The sequence below is a fragment of the Streptomyces sp. SLBN-118 genome, from assembly GCF_006715635.1.
Lineage (GTDB): Bacteria > Actinomycetota > Actinomycetes > Streptomycetales > Streptomycetaceae > Streptomyces.
Genome location: NZ_VFNP01000001.1, coordinates 1 through 15,625 on the forward strand (window position 1 = coordinate 1; position 15,625 = coordinate 15,625).

The window sequence follows — 15,625 nt, forward strand, 5'->3', positions numbered from 1 at the left end:
GCGCGAGCTCGGCCGCCCGGCGCGGATCCTGAAGGTCATGGGCCTGCGCAGCGACGAGGGCCCCGACCGCAGGAAGCGCCCGCCATTCCAGAGGGTGCTGACCAACTCGGCGCGGATTGTGGACGAGTGGCTGCCGGTCAAGGACTGGCCAACCGCCGCGGCGAAGAGATCATCCGTAACCTCGGCGACCGCATCGAAGAGGCCCGCGCCAACGGCTGGCTCGGCGAGGTCCAAGGACTCCAGACCAGTCTCGAAGCCGCCCGCAACAAGCTCGCTTCGCTCGACCGACTCACCCGAACCCGCAATCGCACGCCCGTTGTCCTGGGCATGCCGATCATCCCAGGAAATAATCTGTGACCCAGCAGACGCACATAACCGAACCCCTTCCGCCAAACTATCTCCCTGCCTGAATCAACGACCTACACTGGTCGGATGCAGCATCGGCTCCCAGTTGGGAGATTGGGTTGGCGTGCGACACATGCCCAGATAGAGGAGAGCAGGCGGGACGCTACGGCACCCATACCTTCCGCTCTGGGAGTAGGTAGATCTCCGCACACTCGGGGGGAGCGGCGCAGTGGAGCATGCATTCGACCTGCTAGATGGCAAGGATTTCAATTTAGTCACCCTCGCACTGGCTGGGATTGGCGCCGCCCTCAGTACAATTGCCACCCACTACAGCAGGCGCGCACTATTCCCGCCTAAACGGCAATTGACATGCCTCATCGACGCGTGCATGGACATCACCCCTTCAGCATGGATGATCAGTTTTCGCCTACAGAACACCGGGCGCCATGCCGTGGCGAGCGAGCACTTCGATCGCGACAGGCCCTTGGAAGTCGACCTTGGGGTTCCCATTAAAGAACTATTTCCCGGGAAGGGCGCAGCCAGCAGTTTCCGCTACGAAGGTTCCAAGATTTACTTTGGTCCAGAATTTATAGACAGAAAGAAATCAGTCCGCTGCGGTGCGTCCATTAAAGGTGAACCCACAGTGACAATACAGAGCTTCCTAGTGGACGCTACAGTAAAAGCGAAATGGGTGACACCGGAAGCCAAGAAGATGAATCGGTCTTGCCTTCTGGGCTGCTTGGTACCTATTATATTTTATACATTATTCGCGATTGCTGCACTCAATGGTGTCATAAATAGGTGACTCACTTCATTTTCATGCCTCTTGATCGAGCGCCATAACTGATATCAATTTCGTTCTCACCTCTTGAGCAACGGTCAGTGCGCTCTACAGCTTAAGGCGCCTCGTCGGCGCAGAAGTTCGGTAAAGCTGTTCCTGCTCGATGTGCGTGTTCGCCTCCAAACGCGACGTACTGCTCACTCTCGGCCGGCGGCCGCGGCTGGCCGCCCTGTACGCCGAGATCGAGCAGGTGCGCGACGACAGCTTCTGCGCCGGCTGGCGAATCACCGATCTGATCCGCCACGCCGAAAACTGCGGGGCGCCCGACCCCGGCATCGTCTGCCCGGACGACGGCCCGGAGTTCACCGCCCTCGAGAACCAGGCGCGGGCAGCGCTACAGGAAGAGCCCCGCAAGGAACCCAAACTGGCCCGCGGCAGCGGCCGCGCCATGTGCGACGGCTGCGGCTGACCACCACACCCGCCTTCACCCCCTTGTCGGAGGGATACTCAATGACGATGACAACGACCCAGCGCATCCTCGACCTCGCTGCGGCGGCACCGGCCAGCCACGGCGAGGACCTGGCGCTGCTCCTGAGCAAGGCGAACGAGCTGTACCAGCAGGGTCTGCAGGATCTGCATCGGAGTGTGGCAGCGCGCCTTGGCGGGCGGGCCACTGCGGAGCTGATGTTCGCCGCGGACACGGCCGGTATGCCCTGCGATGCATCGCAGGACCGCGACGAGGTAATCCTGTTGCTGGCCTTGGCCGAGTGGGAGATGACGCCGACCGCCCTGGCGTACGCGGAGATGGCGGAGGACGCCGCGCGCCGTGGCGTCTGCTTGATCCCTGAGGATTGAGCCGTGAGCGCGGCCGTCCGGGAAGAACCTTGAACCGCGGGCTAGACTTCCAACCGCAACTCCTGCCATTATTTGCGTTTTGAGCCGGGCAGGCCGGCCCACTTCTGACAGGACGGATGGTTCTGCCATGACTTCGCGCCGTGAGCCTCGCCTGGCCGACGCTGCCGAGATCGCGGCTGAACAGGGCCTGACGCCCGCGCGCATCAGCGGCCTCTACACCGAGCGCGCGGAAAACGCGGCCGGCGTGCCCTTCCCCGAGATCGCGGACATGCGCGGCCGCGCCCGCCTGTGGGACCACGCGCAGGTCACCGAGTGGTTCGCCCACCGCACGCCGGCAAGGCTCCAGGAACACACACCGCCCTCCCGCGACCCGGAGGAGTTGCTGAACGCGGCGGATGCCTCGCGGTTCCTCGGCTACAAGAACTCCAACCAGGTCACCACCTTCGTCCGCGACCACCCGGGTTACTTCCCCGACCCGGACGTCGTCGAAGAGTTGGGCACGGCCGAGAACCCCTACCGCCGGCAGCTGTGGCGCGTGCAGACTCTGCTGGACTGGATGGCCACCCGGCCCGGCCGCGGAAGACGAGCGGGAGCCAAAGCGGTACGGCCCCTGCCCGATGTCCCCGTCGACGGCGATCCCGACGAACTTCTGGGAGCGACGCAGGCGGCCGCCTTGCTGGGGTACAAGAGCGTCGGCTCCTTCTCCAGCAGCCTGTCCCAGGGCAACCTGCCGCTGCTGAAAACGCCGGACGCGCTCGCCGAGAATGCTGGGCGCCAGAACGGGCGCCGACGGTGGACGCGCCGACACATCCTCGAGCAGGCCGCCCAGCGGTCCAGGAAGTAGAACCCGGCGGTGAGCGCACATCCGCCCACCGTCCCATGAACGCGGCAGCCGGTTACGGGCGTTGGTCCCTTGCGGGCCGACTGTCGCACGATGGCCGGCATGGCGTGGCTCGCCACCGCGCCCCGCAGCAGCAGATGCTGCTGCGGACCGGCCATCGCCGAACTTCTAGGTGCCGCCCTCGCAGCCTCGTGGTCGGGGGCATGGATGCCGACCACGGTGCAGACCACGAGGTTGTTTCGAGTTCGTGAACATGGTCGGGGCTTCGTGGTCGGGGATCTGGTCGGGGACCACGGGTTTCCTCATCAGCAACCGAAGGTTCTGACGGAGACCGCCACGGCCCGCGGAAGGAAGACCCCCATGAGCAGCGCTTGGACGTGCGACGGCTGCGGCGTCCCCAACATCGACCGCGCGTCGTGCGAAGCGTGCGGTACGAGCAGCCCGACCGCCACCGGTGCCGATCTCGCGAGAACTGCTCTGAAGGACGCGGCTGCGGCCCGCGCGGCCCAGGTCGAGGAAGCCGCTCGCGGCAATCACCGGTTGGCTGACCACCTCGGCAGCGTGACCGATGCCCACCTCGACGACGCCCTCGCGATGCGACGCCTCGGCATCGCGTGACCGGCACGTCGAGGGACCCGTGTTCTTGTGCGTGGAGCCGCCCAGTGCTCAGCGCCCAGGCCGCAGGCGTGCGTCGAAAGGATTTCGCATGACCAGCACTCCGGCCACGAGCTTGGCTCCCAGCCCCGCTGAACCCCTGAGTCACCAGGTGCTGGCCGCGCTCGGCCAGCACCGCATCGCCACCACCAGCCAGCTGCGCCGGATGCTGCGGCCGGACGGCACACGGCAGCTGCTGTCCCGCGTCCTGAACAAGCTGCGCTCCGACGGCTTCGTCGACTGCACGGTGCTACCGGACGCCAACCGCTCACGTACCCACGCCTGGTACCTCACGCAGGAAGGCTCGCGCCTGACCCGGGATCTGCCTGTCCTGCGGGGGCGGCCGCCCTACCCCATCACCTCGGATACGGCAGCGTCGCTGAAGACCCCGCACACGCTCGCCGTCGTGCGCGCCCATCTGGCCTTTGCCGCGGACGCCCGCCGGCTCGGGCACGAGCACGGCCCCTGGGACTGGACCCCTGAGGTATCTCACTCCATCGGCGAAGGCGACCGGATTGTGGCCGACGCTGTCATGTACTACACCGCCGTCGAAAGCGAACACCGGCGAAAGCTGCGCGCGTTCGTGGAAGTCGATCGCACCACCATGAGCAGCGAGCGGCTGGCCGTGAAGTTGATCGAGTACGCCCGTCTGTTCCAGTACGAAGCCCAGCCCGTCGGCCGCCGCAGGCCGGCCGCCACAGGCCCTGCCTGGCTCCGCTGGTATCCGGTCTTTCCCCGCGTGCTCTTCGTGCTCACCGGCGCCTCCCGGGCCAGACTGGACAATCGGATCAGCGATCTGCAGGCGATGGTTGCCCAGCACCCACTCGTAACGGCCCTTGCCCGCGAAGTCCGGCTCGGAGCCGCCGTGCTGGAAGACATCGAGCAACACGGTCCCGCCCAGGCCGTGTGGGTGCCTCTGGCCGGCGGCAAGCCTCGCCCGTGGACCGAGTTGTGAGTCCCCTGCGCGAGCGATCGGGGGTGACCAGCCTGCCGCCCCAGGACTGGTGTCCTGAAGCGGCAGGCGTTCACGACGCCCCGGGCCATCGCCTGGGGCGTCCCGCGTCCGTCCCGGCTTAACTCCCGTACAGCCAGCTGTCGTATGCGGAGTTGTCGACCAGGTGGTAGAGCCCGAGGGCGCCGGGGAAGAGCACCAGGGCGAGGACACCGGCCCGTACGAGAACGGGGGCCTTGATCATGACGCAACCTGTCTGGCCGGTGATCGTACGCACGTCACGCCACCGCCTGATGTCACCCCCGTAGGCCGTCCAAAAGAGGCCCCCGAACACGATCCCGGTCCCGGTCCCGCGAGCACCGCGGAGAATCCTGCCACCACGGCAAGGAACGTTTCGCGGTCATGGTGAACATTCCCATGGCTTTATCGAGCAGTAGTGACGTCACTTGTCGATGGGTTTGGGAGGCGCCCAAAACCACGGTCGGGTGATGTCGATGAGTTTGGGAGGCATGGCAGCTCTTGCCGGGGCAGCATCGGATGCTCTTTGTGAAAGGTGCTGGTCATGCCGCAGATGTCGAAGGTCGAGCTGTACGCGGCGATCCGGCGTGACCATCGCGGCGGCATGGTTGCCTGATCCGGCACTAGACGGCCGAGCGGCTGCGCGCGCTCGCGGAATGACCGGCCCCGCCGGGTGGGTCAGCGGGCGATGAACGGCTCGGTCAGGTGCGGGGTCGCAAGGTAGAGGGTGCTGGCGGCCCGGCTGTGGAGCACCTGTTCCCTTGAGGCCCTTGCCCGCTCAGGGTCCATCTCGTGAGCGTAGGCGAGTTCGGGGTGGAGCAGCTGGATCGCGTGCACGAGCAGGTCACCGGTGACGGCGACCAGTTCGCGCCCGGACGCGACGAGCACGCTCTGGTGCCCGGGCGTGTGCCCGGGCGTGGCGAACACGCGCTCGCCGCTGCGCAGCGGGGTGTCGCCGTCGAGCAGCCGTAGCTGATCGGTCTTGCGGAGCGGGTCGATCACAGTGGACCGCAGCTGCGGGTTGACCTCCTCGATCACGTCGAGTTCGGCCTGCTGCAACAGGTATTCGGCGTTCGGGAAGAACGGCCGCGTCTGCTCGCCGCCGACGACGGCCCAGCCCACGTGGTCGGTGTGGAGGTGCGTGAGCACCACGGTGTCTACTTCGGATGGTTCGATACCCGCGGCGGCCAGCGAAGCCGGGAGCGCCCCGGGCACGGGCGCCCACGAGGCCGCCGGGCTGTCGGCCGGGCCGATCCCCGCGTCGACCAGCGTCACGCCCTGGTCGCTGCGGATCGCGAACGCGCGGAACTGGAGCCGCCAGCGCCCGTCGGCGTCGAGCGCGCCGGGATCGAGCTGGTCGGCCGCCGCCCACTGCTCGGTGGTGGCGCCGGGGAACGCCTCCGACCTGGGGGAGAAGAAGGGGCCCGCGCCGTCGGCGAGCGCGATGACGGTGTACGGGCCGACCTGAATGGAAGGGGGCATCCCACAGATAGTGCCACCGGCGGGCGGCCCACGACCAGGCGGGTTGCCCCGGAGTTCACTCCAGGTCGTGGGCGCATCGCAGAACTGACAGACCTTGACCTCGTGCATGGCTCGGGCGTCGGCCGCTTCCGTCTCAATTGACACGCGCGTACTTCTTTCAGGACCACAAGCCTGCCTCCCGCGCAGATTGTGCCGTCATTTCTCATCGACAATCAGGCGACGAGAGGCCACCAACCGCCTCCCAACCCCATCCACATCTGCTGTTCCTAGAGATGCACAACGCCATTCCCACGAAGAGCAGGACGACGACGGCGATTCCCTGCACCGCCCCTCGCACCACCACGTCCTTGAAGAGCAGCCGCGGCAGACGTACCCCATCCTCATCCGGGGCTACCGACGAAATGCGCTGCTCCGGGTGACGAAAGTCTGCAGTGATCGTTTCCCGTGATCCTTTCCCAGTCCGCTGTTCAGGCTGGGGCGACGCCAGGACTACGGCCACACGACCTCGCCGTCTCGAACCACCAAGGGCTCGAACCGGTCCGACTCGCAGAACCTGGTCCAGCCCAGCTGGACCGTAGCGGTGGAGGGACGGTGCCGGTCATCGACTTTGGTAGCCAGCCAGCTGAGCAGTTCACCAGTGCGGTCGAATTCGTCGGGGTGGATCTCCTGCCGAACGGCCAGAGCCCACGACCCGTAACCGGCGTCCTCCGGACGCAGCAGCACTGAGACGAGTGCTCGTCCACTCTCCAGGCCTGGCCGTGTCGGCCTAGCAGAGGCACAGGATCGTCCTCTGTGACGAGTTCGCCGCGGTCGTCCTCCACCACGACCGGAAACTCGGGCACGATGTGGAGAATCTCCGGCTTGGGGCCCAGCCCGAGATGCCACCGAAGCTCTGCGACCTCCTCGTTGGACAGATCTTCCCCGAGGTTCAGGACGATCGAGAGCTCATAGATGTCAGCCATAACTCCGAATCGTCCACGACTGGTGAGGAACTCGCGGTCCACGCCCGCACCAGCGATCGACCGGTCAGCCCCTTCAAGGCACGGGCGAGCGCAGAGACAAGCCTGATGCGACAAGGAAGTCGGTACCCCAAGTTGGCGACCATATATGTCAAGAGGGCCGCCGGGACTGGCCCGACGGCCCTCCCATGGTCGGTCACGTCAGCTTGAAGAAGAGGGTGTCTTGGGTGTACCAGTCGACGTTCTTCGTGGCGTACTCCCACTCATTGTGCTCGAAGTCGAGCTTGTCGATGAGCTCCTGGACGTCGTACCGAAAGTCCGGGTCCATCCGATCCAGGACGGCGCGGTAGGCGTCGGCGGCGGGCTTTGTCTTGGCCAGCGGCAGGTGGCCAATAGCCGGGTAGCCGTCTATCGAGTACGGGACGTAGGGGAAGTCGTCGGGCAGCCCGCCGTAGAAGTAGCCGTGGGGCAGGAGGTCGGCCGGCACGCCGAGGCGGCGCATCTCATCGTCCACCAGGCCAAAGAACGTCGAGGGCTTGGAGTAGGTGCCCAGCTGGGAGGGGTCGGAAGCGTTGTGATCGATGATGTGCTGCAAAGCGGAGTTGTACGCGTTGCCCGCACACTCCGCGTCCGAATCGGTGCGCCCGGCGATGAGGTGATCGAGAGCGTCAGGGATGGACAGGCCCCAGTCGACGCCCTGGCGGTCGAGATCATCCTGAAGGGCCCGGGCGTCCTTGCGCATGCCGTCGAGGCGGCGCCGCTGGTCCCCCGAGAGGTTGCCGTTACTGCCCAGGTAGGCCAGGACGTCGGCCTTGTCGGCGGTGGAGTACGCAATGTTGTGACTCATGATCGCAATAGTGCCAAGAGGCACTGACATCTGGTCGTCGGTGGGTCAGAGTTGAGCAGGGTCACTCCCCGGCGTAGCGCCACGCGCTGGGCACCACGACCGGGGATGCGGTGGTCGATCCGGTGCTCGTTCTTGGTGCAGCCCGCCCGCCCACCCGGCGCGGCACCGGTTCGCCTGCCGGTGCCGCGCCCTGCCCTCGCCTGAAGCGGGGCAGGTGACGCAGCAGTCGTCGAAGGTCAGCCCCAGGGCACGCGGTTCATAGCCGTCACGGCCGTCGGCAGCATGGAGGACGTAGGTGTGCGCGGCGGCCAGGCGTGCAAGTACCGGGCAGCGGACGGGTCTCGGAGGATCCGGACATGCTGTTGGGCGCGGACGTCGAGCCGGTCGGGCAGATCCTCGGCGAGCAGCGGGGCCAGCAGCGCCAGGGGCAGGGCGATTCCGACGGGAACACCGTGGACGATCGCGTACAGGGCCGCGGCGCAGCCGACGAGAGCCAGCAGGGCCGCGGCGTAGCGCAGCGACCCGGGGATCGAGGCCGCCAGGCCGATGCGCCGGGCGGGCCGCCGGGTGAGCCAGCGCACCGCCAGACTGTCCGCATGCGTCGCGGCGGGCGGGAGAACACCGATGCGATAGGGCAGTTCGGGCAGGCTGCCATCGGCGGGAACTGTCCAGGCGAGCCATCCCCATCCGGTGCGTTCGTGGACCAGGCAGGGCTCGCCAGCCGTGGTGGAGGCTCCGGCGTCGTCGTACGGGAGATTCCCGGTGTGCAGAGCGCGGTCTCGCTCCGCCTCCCACCGAATGGGGTCGTGGGCGAAGGGCCGCAAGGGGGCCGTGGCGGCAGGCGGTGGAGTGTGCAGGGTGTCCGTCATGATCTGCTTCCTTCGCTCTCGCGGGTCAGCGCTGCATGGCAGGTGGTGCAGCTGCCGTCACCGTCGGGGTGGGCGCGCCGCGGTGTGGGGCCAGGGCACGTCTGGCACAGCGGCCAGCGCAGGCAGGCCGGGCAGAGGTCTTCGCCGGGGGCGGTTCCGGGAACGCCGCAGCCGGCGCATTCGACGAGGGCCCGATAGGTCAGGGCCTCGGTCGCGGTGCGGGCGGCGGACGCTGTCGATGAGCGTTCGGTTGTCGCCGGCGTGAACGGCTCGTCCCACGGGGGCGCGTCGTGGTGGTCCGCTGCGATGGCGGGCGGCGGGTAGGCCTGGGCGGCGCGGAGCCGGGCGGCGATGATCGCACCGGCCGAGGTACGCACCGGGGTCGGCAGGGGGCGGTCGGTGATGACGTGGCGCAGCTGCGCGGGGCTCCAGCCGGCGTCCATCATCACGGTCGCCACGCGGCCCTGATCGGTCAGCGCTTTCCCGGTCAGCAGCAGTTCAGGACGGCTCGCCCCGATCTCCAGCAGCAGCCGGATTCCCGGATGCATCTCGTCTGCCGGAGGCGGCGGTGCCAGGGACGCTGTCGCGTCCGAGGGGCCCGTCCTTCCGTTGGTGCGCGCGGCGTCGCCGCGGTCGCACGGACGGAGGGGGTGGGTCTTCTGCTTGTTGGTTTTCTTACTGATGGTGTTCTTAGTGCCGGGATCGGCCAACCCTGGCTCAGCCAATCCTGGATTACCCGACTCTGGTTGTGAGCTGGGGTTTTGCAGGGCAGGCAGGTCGGTGATGAAGTACAGCGCCTGCCCGAGGGTGCCGTCGGCGTTGCGGTCGCGTTCGCGCAGCAGGAATCCGTGCTTCTGCAGTTCCTCCAGGCCGGTGGTCACCGCGTCTACGCGTTCGCGGCCGTGTCGGGCCAGGTTGGCGACGGTTACCTGCCAGCCGTCCCGGTGGGTGCTGATGTAGCCGAAGAGCCCTTTCGCCTTGAAGGAGATCCGGCTGTCGCGGAACAACCCGTTGGCGATCTGCGTGAACTGATCTCCCGCCATCACCCCCCGGCGGATCCCCGCGCCGAAACCTGCGTCGCTGCCCGGCTCCTGGAAGGCGGGTGCCGATGCCGGGGCGATCAGCGGGACCTCCGAGGCGGCGGGGCAGTCGGTGATGCTGTAAGCGATCTCTCCGAGGGTGCCGTTCGGGCGGCGCAGGCGATCGCGGACCAGATAGCCGCACTTCTCCAGCTCGTTCAGCCCCGCCCGCACTGCATCCCGTCCGTCGGGGCCCAGGGCGACGAGCGCGGCGATGGTCACCAGCCAGCCGTTTCGGTGCGTGCTGATGTAACCGAAGAGCCCCTTCGCCCTGTACGAGATCCGGCTGTCACGGAACAACCCGTTGGCGATCTGCGTGAACTGATCAGCCGCCATCACCCCACGGCGGACCCCGGCCCCGAAGCCGCTCATCGCCCTGCCCCTGGCGCAGGCCGTGCGTAGTGGCCACGGAAGTGCACCGTGCCCACCGGGGTGGGGCGGCCGGTGGGCACGGGTGCGGAGGCGTACGCGAGTTCCATGCCCTCAGCTCACCCGCCGACCCCGACCAGGCTGACGGCCACCAGCCCCGACCATCGGTCACGATCCGGCAACACAGCCCTCTAGCTGCCGTGGTCGGGGTCACGGTCGGGCCACGCGTCCCCAGCACCGGCGCACATGTGGTTGCGCAGGCCGAATGCGCAGCCCCGGCCGGGCGGTGCGCAATCGATCTGCGCAACCGATCTAGGTTCGTGCGCAGTCAGGTTGCGGAGAGCGGATGCGCACTCCCGCCCACGGCGCCCGATGTCCTGATGCTCAAAGCCGGGTGCCGCAATGCGCAGGCGCCTGCCGCAGCCGGGCAACGTCCGTCTGCGCAACGGCGTACGGGGCCAGCCGCGGTATGGCATGTGAGCGTCACCGCGCTCGCCGGCCGGGGACTGGTGGCCGACAGGTTGAGCTCCCACCGACCGACGGCCAACCCGTGGTCGGGCCCGTGGTCGGGCCGACCATGACCCCGACCATGAGCTTCGTATCCCCATCGTGACCGTGGTCGGGGTCTCGTGGTCGGTGGTCAGGTCGGGGTCGCCGGGTTTTCTCAAGGTCAGCAATCACACACTCTGACCTGGGAGTTTGACCATGTCTCCTGGCAAGCAGGCCTCAGGCAACGAGACCGCTGCTCCGATGGTCGCGGGCGCCCGGCTGGAGGCGATGCGGCGCCGCGTACGCCTTTCACGCCTGGCGGTCTGGACCGTCATCGCAGCCGGACCCGTCGCCCTGGCCGCCGCCATCACCTCCACCCCGACCACGGTCGAGACGGCCGCCGCCGCCAAGCCCACCGCCGTGCGCACCACGGCGCACGCCGCCGACCCGGGCGGCTATGCGCAGCTGTTCGTCAGCGCGTGGCTGCGCAGCAGCGCGGACGACGCCACCAGTGCGCAGGCGCGGCTTGCGCAGTCGATGGCGCCGGACGTCGAACTGCCCGACCCAGCCACGGATGCGCAGTCGAAGCCTCAGTCCGTGACCACGGTGCGCAGTGCGCAGCGCGAGGGCGGCACCTGGTCGGTGACGGTGGCCGCGCAGTACGCCGACGGATCGGTGCGGTACTACGCCGTACCGGTGGCCGCGGACCGCGCAGGCGCCTCGTTCACGGTGACCGGTGCGCCCGGCGTGGTCGCCGGCCCGGCCAGGGCCGCGGCGCCGACGCCGCCGTATGGCGTGAGCGTCCCGGAGGGTGATCTGTCCTCCGCCGTCGGGGAGTTCCTTGCCGCGTACCTGACTGGTGCCGGGGAGGTCAGTCGCTACCTCGCGCCCGGCGTCAAGGTGTCGGCCGTCTCCCCCGCCCCGTACACGACGGTCGCGGTGCAGCAGGTACTCGCTGTCGAGGAGGCGGCGGCCGCCGAGCAGGTGCCGGCCGACGGCACCGAGGTCCGCATCCTCGTTCAGGTGGAAGCCCGGGACGAGGGCGGGCGGTGGCCGCTGGCGTACGAGGTCGCGTTGAAGGCCCGCTCCGGCCGGTGGGAAGTCGCGGCGCTGGAGTCCGGAACCGCCCAGGCGGGGGGTGCCCGGTGAACACGGTGCACAGCCTGATGCTCGCCGGGCAGCTCGACGACCTCGGCGACTCGTGGATCAACATGTTCAAGGACTGGGCGACCAAGGGTCTGCAGGCCGGTCTGGTCTGCCTGGTCGTCATCATCATGATCCAGAAGTTCAGCCTCAAGGCCGGGATCGGCGCCTTGCTGCTGATGATCATCGCGCTGGGGTTGTACAACTCCCGCGAAGACCTGGCGAACATGTTCAAGGACGAGGTCAAGAACCCGGCCAAGGGCGCGCCCGCCGTCCCCGGCATCGTCCGTGGTCCCGATCCCGTCATGCGGGAGCACTCCGCAGGTGCGGAAGGCCGGCTGTGAGCGCGGCCGCCGCCGGACGGGTAGGACGTTTCTACACCTCGGCCCGCCGCCATCCCTGGGTGCTGGGGAAGGTGGCGGACTGGAAGATCCCGCTCGGGCCGTACACCCCTGCGCAGATCGCGGTCGCCGTCGGCGGCGGCTTCCTTCTGGTCAAGACCATCAGCTGGTGGTCGTGGATGGGGCCCGTACCGATCGCGGCCTGGCTGCTGGCGATCTGGGCGGTGCGCCGCCCGAAGATCCGGGGCCGCGCACCGATGCAGGCGGCGCTGGGCTGGGTGCTGTTGGGCTGGCAGCCCCGAGGAGGCCGGATCGGCGGGCGAGCCGCCCGCGACCGTGCTCCCCGCCCGCTGCTCGGCGGCTTCACGATCGAGGACGCACTCACCCCCACCACGGCGGCCACACCGGCCCATGCGGCTCGGCGGCCTGCCGACCGGACACCGCGCCAAAGTCCCGCCCCAGTTCCCTCCTCCGCCCGCCATCGCACCCAGACGGCTGCTCCCGCGGCGCCGGTACAGCCGGTGTCGGGCATGCAGCAGCTGCTCGCACTCGCCGAGCGGGGCGGTGGTGTCCGGTGAGGATCCCGATCCGGCACATCGCCGGACACCTTCTCTGGTCGACGCACGGCAGCGTGTGGGCCCTCTACCGACTGCACCCCGGCCCGGACGCCCGCGGCCGCCGCGAGGAAACCGTCCAGGGCACGTACGTGCCCGCCGCGGTCCGCGACGAACAGCTCGCCAGGATCACCCACCTGATCCGCTCCCTGTCCGGCGCGCCACGACTGATCGGGCTGTGTGCGCAGATCGATCCGGGCGAGGTCGCCCTGCGCATGATCGAAGGCATCGAACCGGCCGACACCGCACCGGATGACGGCCCGCACCCGTGGGTGGAAAACGTCGAGGCCACGCTGGATCTGCTGGACGGCCAGGAGATGCACCGCCGCACGCTGTGGCTGGCCGTACCGCTGCAGACCGAGACAGCCGGCCTTCAGGTGTCGGCGTCGCTCGGGGCCATGTGGGCGGAGCTGTCCCCGATGCTGGGCATGCGCCCGGCGCCGGTGACGCGCCATGAGGTGAGCGCCTACCGCGAGCAGGCCGCCCGGGTGGAGGCCGCGCTCGCCGGCGGCGCCGCCTTCCGTCCGGCCCGTCCGGCAGAAATCGTGTGGATCGTCCAGCACGCCCTCCACCGAGGCCTGCCTGAACCCCTGCTGGCCGAAGCCGAAGCAAGCGATCTGTACGGCGGACAGGTCCGTGATGGCGTACTGCGCTCCCCCAGCTACGCCGACCTCGGACAAGTGCGCCTGCAGGAAGGCGGCATCAACCCCGCACTCGACAACGTGGAGAACCTCAACAGCGCAGGCCAGATCACGCGGTCGGGGCGCAAGGCCTGGTGGCGGCTGAACAGCGCCTCCCCCCTCAGGCGGCGTTGGCTGCAGGTCGAAGCCGACGCCGGCACCGGCTACCAGGCACAGTTGGCGCTGGCCGAATGCCCACCCGCCGTCAGCCAGGACTCGGCCGACCTCTTCGCCCAGCTGGAAACCCTGGACTTCCCCGTCGACTACACCGTCGACCTCGCCCTGGTGCCCGCAGAGAAGGCTCGCGACCAGGTGCGGCGCAAGAAGAACGAACTGATCGACCAGGCCGACCAGTACGAGGCCCGGCCCACCGGGATGCCGGCCTCGCTGACCGATGCCGCCCGCGACCTGGGCGAGCTGGACGCCCGCCTCTCACGCACCTCGGTCGAAGTCGAGGTCCAGTCCGTCACTGTGCTGACGGTGTGGGGGCCGACCGCAGCCGTCTGCGACGCGCGGGCCCGGGCGTTGGCCGCGCTGCTCGGCGGGGCCGACTACCGGGCGGTGCGCCCGGCCGGCCTGCAGGAGGCCCTGTTCACCCTGGGGCTGCCCGGCACGGTGCGGCCCGGAGTGGTGCGGGAGTTCACCCAGCATCAGGTCTCCGAGGACTGGGCGCTGGGCGGGGCCTTCACCGCCTCGGAGGTCGGTGACCCGAACGGGATGTTCCTCGGTATCGACCTGGACTGCGGCACGACGCGCCCCGTGACGATCAACGTTGCGGACGCCCCCAAGGTGGATGCGTCCGCGTCAATGGGGATCGTCGGGGACCTGGGGGCAGGCAAGAGCGTCCTGGAGAAGCTGATCGCGGAGGCGGTGTGGGCGCGCGGCGGCTGCGCGATCTGCATCGACCGCACCCCCGTGCGCGAATGGGCGACCTTTGCCCGTACGGCCGCGAAGGGCCGCGTCCAGATCATCGACGCCGCCAAGGCCGAGGTGTCGATCGACCCGCTGCGCATGTTCAACGGACCCGAGGGCCGCCACTACGCCCTGTCCTACCTCACCCTCCAGCTCGGCATCGGCCCGATGAGCACCAGCGGCGAGGTCCTGCACCACGCCGTCGAGCAGGCCGCCGCCAGCGATGCCCCTTCCATGCACCGCGTGCTTCAGGTCCTCGAGGAGATGGCCACGAGCGAGGCCGGCAAGCGGCAGGACGCGGCCGCCACCCTCGCCGGACTCGTCCGTGTTGTGGCCACCAACTCCCTGGCCCGGATGGTGTTCGACCCGACGCTGCCGCCGGTGCGGCTGGACGCCTCCAGCACATCCGACATGATCGTGATCACCACGACCGGGCTGAAGCTGCCCCCGAAGGCCGCGTTCGACAAGCCCGAAATCCTCCACCAGCAGCCGCTGGAGGCGCTGATCGGCCGTGCGGTGCTGTACCTGATCGCCGCGATCGCCCGGCAGACGGCATTCGAGGACCCGGAGCGGTTCACCGCGGTGGTCCTGGACGAGCTGTACTGGCTGACCAGCTCCGCCGAAGGCACCGCCCTGGTCCACGAGATCCTCCACGACGGCCGCAAGCACGGCGCCGGCCTGCTCGCAGCCAGCCACGACGCCGAGGAACTCGGCCCCGACCGCGGCCTGATGGCCTACCGGGCACTCGCCCGCACCGCCGACCGTGAACGCGCCCGCCGAGGCCTGGAGTTCGTGGGGCTCGACCCAGGCGATCCGGAGCTGCTGCGGCTGGTGACCACCGGCCTGTCCCCCGTCGGGCAACGCGGCCGGGAGGGCGAGTTCCTGCTGACCTGCCCGCGGCAGAACACCGGCCGGGTCAAGGCCGTCATCCCCCGCATTACGCGCATCACGTCGTCCATCACCACCACCCCGGGACGCCGAACTGAGCCGCTCGTCGGTGAGGCCTCCGATGCCCGCCCGAAGGAACACGTCCGATGATCTCTTCTTCCTGGGACCGCACCGGGCGCCTCCAAGCGGCCGCAAGCATCCTCGCCGTGATCGCTGTTGCCGCCTGCGTGCTCATCCTGTCCGTCGGGATGAGCCTGCCGGAAGCGTGGTGGCCGCGCACCGGGCATGCCTTCGCTGCCAGTTCGCCGTCCGCGCACGAGGATCCGTGCGGCCTGATCGTGGGGCCGGCTAAGGCGTACTGCAAGCCCGGCACCACGAACTCCGCCTCCGCCGACCACCACGCCGACGCCACCGGAGCAGCCTGGAGGCTGGTGCCTGCCGGCGCGGGCCTGGCTGCCCTCGCGATGTGGCGGCGCCGGGGCGCTGCTGGGCAAAGGCGGCGCTGAG

At 68.8% G+C, this 15,625-nt stretch carries 19 protein-coding genes; 12 read left to right on the forward strand and 7 right to left on the reverse strand.

Annotated features, from left to right (window positions below):
• The first annotated feature begins 126 nt into the window (after window positions 1-126).
• The 7 genes from FBY35_RS00010 (at window position 127) to FBY35_RS00040 (ending at window position 4,431) form a co-directional block, all read left to right on the forward strand.
• A complete protein-coding gene (locus FBY35_RS00010; protein WP_222123085.1) occupies window positions 127-357 on the forward strand; it encodes a hypothetical protein in 231 nt (76 codons plus the stop codon).
• 217 nt (window positions 358-574) lie between these two features.
• Complete coding sequence (locus FBY35_RS00015; protein ID WP_142211803.1) at window positions 575-1,150, forward strand: hypothetical protein; 576 nt, start codon at window positions 575-577, stop codon at window positions 1,148-1,150.
• Window positions 1,151-1,295: 145 nt separating this feature from the next.
• On the forward strand, window positions 1,296-1,595 hold the full coding sequence (locus FBY35_RS00020; RefSeq protein ID WP_186356836.1) for a hypothetical protein: 300 nt from the start codon (window positions 1,296-1,298) through the stop codon (window positions 1,593-1,595).
• 41 nt (window positions 1,596-1,636) lie between these two features.
• Window positions 1,637-1,981 carry a hypothetical protein gene (locus tag FBY35_RS00025; RefSeq protein ID WP_142211804.1) on the forward strand — a complete coding sequence of 115 codons (345 nt, stop codon included), beginning with the start codon at window positions 1,637-1,639 and terminating at the stop codon, window positions 1,979-1,981.
• A 127-nt stretch (window positions 1,982-2,108) separates the two neighbouring features.
• Window positions 2,109-2,825, forward strand: a complete 717-nt coding sequence (locus FBY35_RS00030; RefSeq protein WP_142211805.1) for a hypothetical protein — start codon at window positions 2,109-2,111, stop codon at window positions 2,823-2,825.
• A gap of 357 nt (window positions 2,826-3,182) precedes the next feature.
• The gene (locus FBY35_RS00035; RefSeq protein WP_142211806.1) at window positions 3,183-3,440 is read left to right on the forward strand and encodes a hypothetical protein; all 258 of its coding nucleotides are present in this window, start codon (window positions 3,183-3,185) and stop codon (window positions 3,438-3,440) included.
• Window positions 3,441-3,528: 88 nt separating this feature from the next.
• Window positions 3,529-4,431, forward strand: a complete 903-nt coding sequence (locus FBY35_RS00040; RefSeq protein ID WP_142211807.1) for a replication-relaxation family protein — start codon at window positions 3,529-3,531, stop codon at window positions 4,429-4,431.
• 118 nt (window positions 4,432-4,549) lie between these two features.
• Here FBY35_RS00040 and FBY35_RS36550 read toward each other — a convergent pair whose 3' ends face one another.
• The 7 genes from FBY35_RS36550 to FBY35_RS00065 form a co-directional block, all read right to left on the reverse strand.
• The gene (locus FBY35_RS36550; protein ID WP_222123086.1) at window positions 4,550-4,762 is read right to left on the reverse strand and encodes a DUF6336 family protein; all 213 of its coding nucleotides are present in this window, start codon (window positions 4,760-4,762) and stop codon (window positions 4,550-4,552) included.
• A 362-nt stretch (window positions 4,763-5,124) separates the two neighbouring features.
• Entirely contained in the window at window positions 5,125-5,928 is an 804-nt protein-coding gene (locus FBY35_RS00045; protein ID WP_142211808.1) for an MBL fold metallo-hydrolase, read from the reverse strand.
• A gap of 202 nt (window positions 5,929-6,130) precedes the next feature.
• Window positions 6,131-6,427 (reverse strand): DUF6336 family protein, encoded by a 297-nt coding sequence (locus FBY35_RS37860; RefSeq protein ID WP_222123087.1) that lies wholly within the window; start codon window positions 6,425-6,427, stop codon window positions 6,131-6,133.
• Entirely contained in the window at window positions 6,418-6,651 is a 234-nt protein-coding gene (locus FBY35_RS36705; RefSeq protein WP_260848425.1) for a hypothetical protein, read from the reverse strand. Before FBY35_RS36705 ends, FBY35_RS37860 begins: the two co-directional genes overlap by 10 nt.
• Before the next feature lie 432 nt (window positions 6,652-7,083).
• Entirely contained in the window at window positions 7,084-7,734 is a 651-nt protein-coding gene (locus FBY35_RS00055; RefSeq protein ID WP_142211809.1) for a hypothetical protein, read from the reverse strand.
• 236 nt (window positions 7,735-7,970) lie between these two features.
• Window positions 7,971-8,603, reverse strand: coding sequence for a hypothetical protein (locus FBY35_RS00060; RefSeq protein WP_142211810.1), 633 nt, complete (start codon window positions 8,601-8,603; stop codon window positions 7,971-7,973).
• A complete protein-coding gene (locus FBY35_RS00065) occupies window positions 8,600-10,054 on the reverse strand; it encodes a hypothetical protein (RefSeq protein WP_142211811.1) in 1,455 nt (484 codons plus the stop codon). Before FBY35_RS00065 ends, FBY35_RS00060 begins: the two co-directional genes overlap by 4 nt.
• 702 nt (window positions 10,055-10,756) lie before the next feature.
• Between FBY35_RS00065 and FBY35_RS00070 the strand changes: the two genes are divergently transcribed.
• Genes FBY35_RS00070 through FBY35_RS00090 form a run of 5 tightly spaced genes read left to right on the forward strand, consistent with a single transcriptional unit; the run spans window position 10,757 to window position 15,624 of the window.
• Complete coding sequence (locus tag FBY35_RS00070; RefSeq protein WP_142211812.1) at window positions 10,757-11,689, forward strand: conjugal transfer protein; 933 nt, start codon at window positions 10,757-10,759, stop codon at window positions 11,687-11,689.
• Window positions 11,686-12,027, forward strand: a complete 342-nt coding sequence (locus FBY35_RS00075; RefSeq protein WP_142211813.1) for a hypothetical protein — start codon at window positions 11,686-11,688, stop codon at window positions 12,025-12,027. The genes FBY35_RS00070 and FBY35_RS00075 overlap by 4 nt, the downstream gene beginning before the upstream one ends.
• Window positions 12,024-12,602 (forward strand): hypothetical protein, encoded by a 579-nt coding sequence (locus FBY35_RS00080; RefSeq protein ID WP_142211814.1) that lies wholly within the window; start codon window positions 12,024-12,026, stop codon window positions 12,600-12,602. Before FBY35_RS00075 ends, FBY35_RS00080 begins: the two co-directional genes overlap by 4 nt.
• A complete protein-coding gene (locus tag FBY35_RS00085; RefSeq protein ID WP_142211815.1) occupies window positions 12,599-15,268 on the forward strand; it encodes an ATP-binding protein in 2,670 nt (889 codons plus the stop codon). Before FBY35_RS00080 ends, FBY35_RS00085 begins: the two co-directional genes overlap by 4 nt.
• Window positions 15,265-15,624 (forward strand): hypothetical protein, encoded by a 360-nt coding sequence (locus FBY35_RS00090; protein ID WP_142211816.1) that lies wholly within the window; start codon window positions 15,265-15,267, stop codon window positions 15,622-15,624. Before FBY35_RS00085 ends, FBY35_RS00090 begins: the two co-directional genes overlap by 4 nt.
• The last annotated feature ends 1 nt before the right edge of the window (window position 15,625 follow it).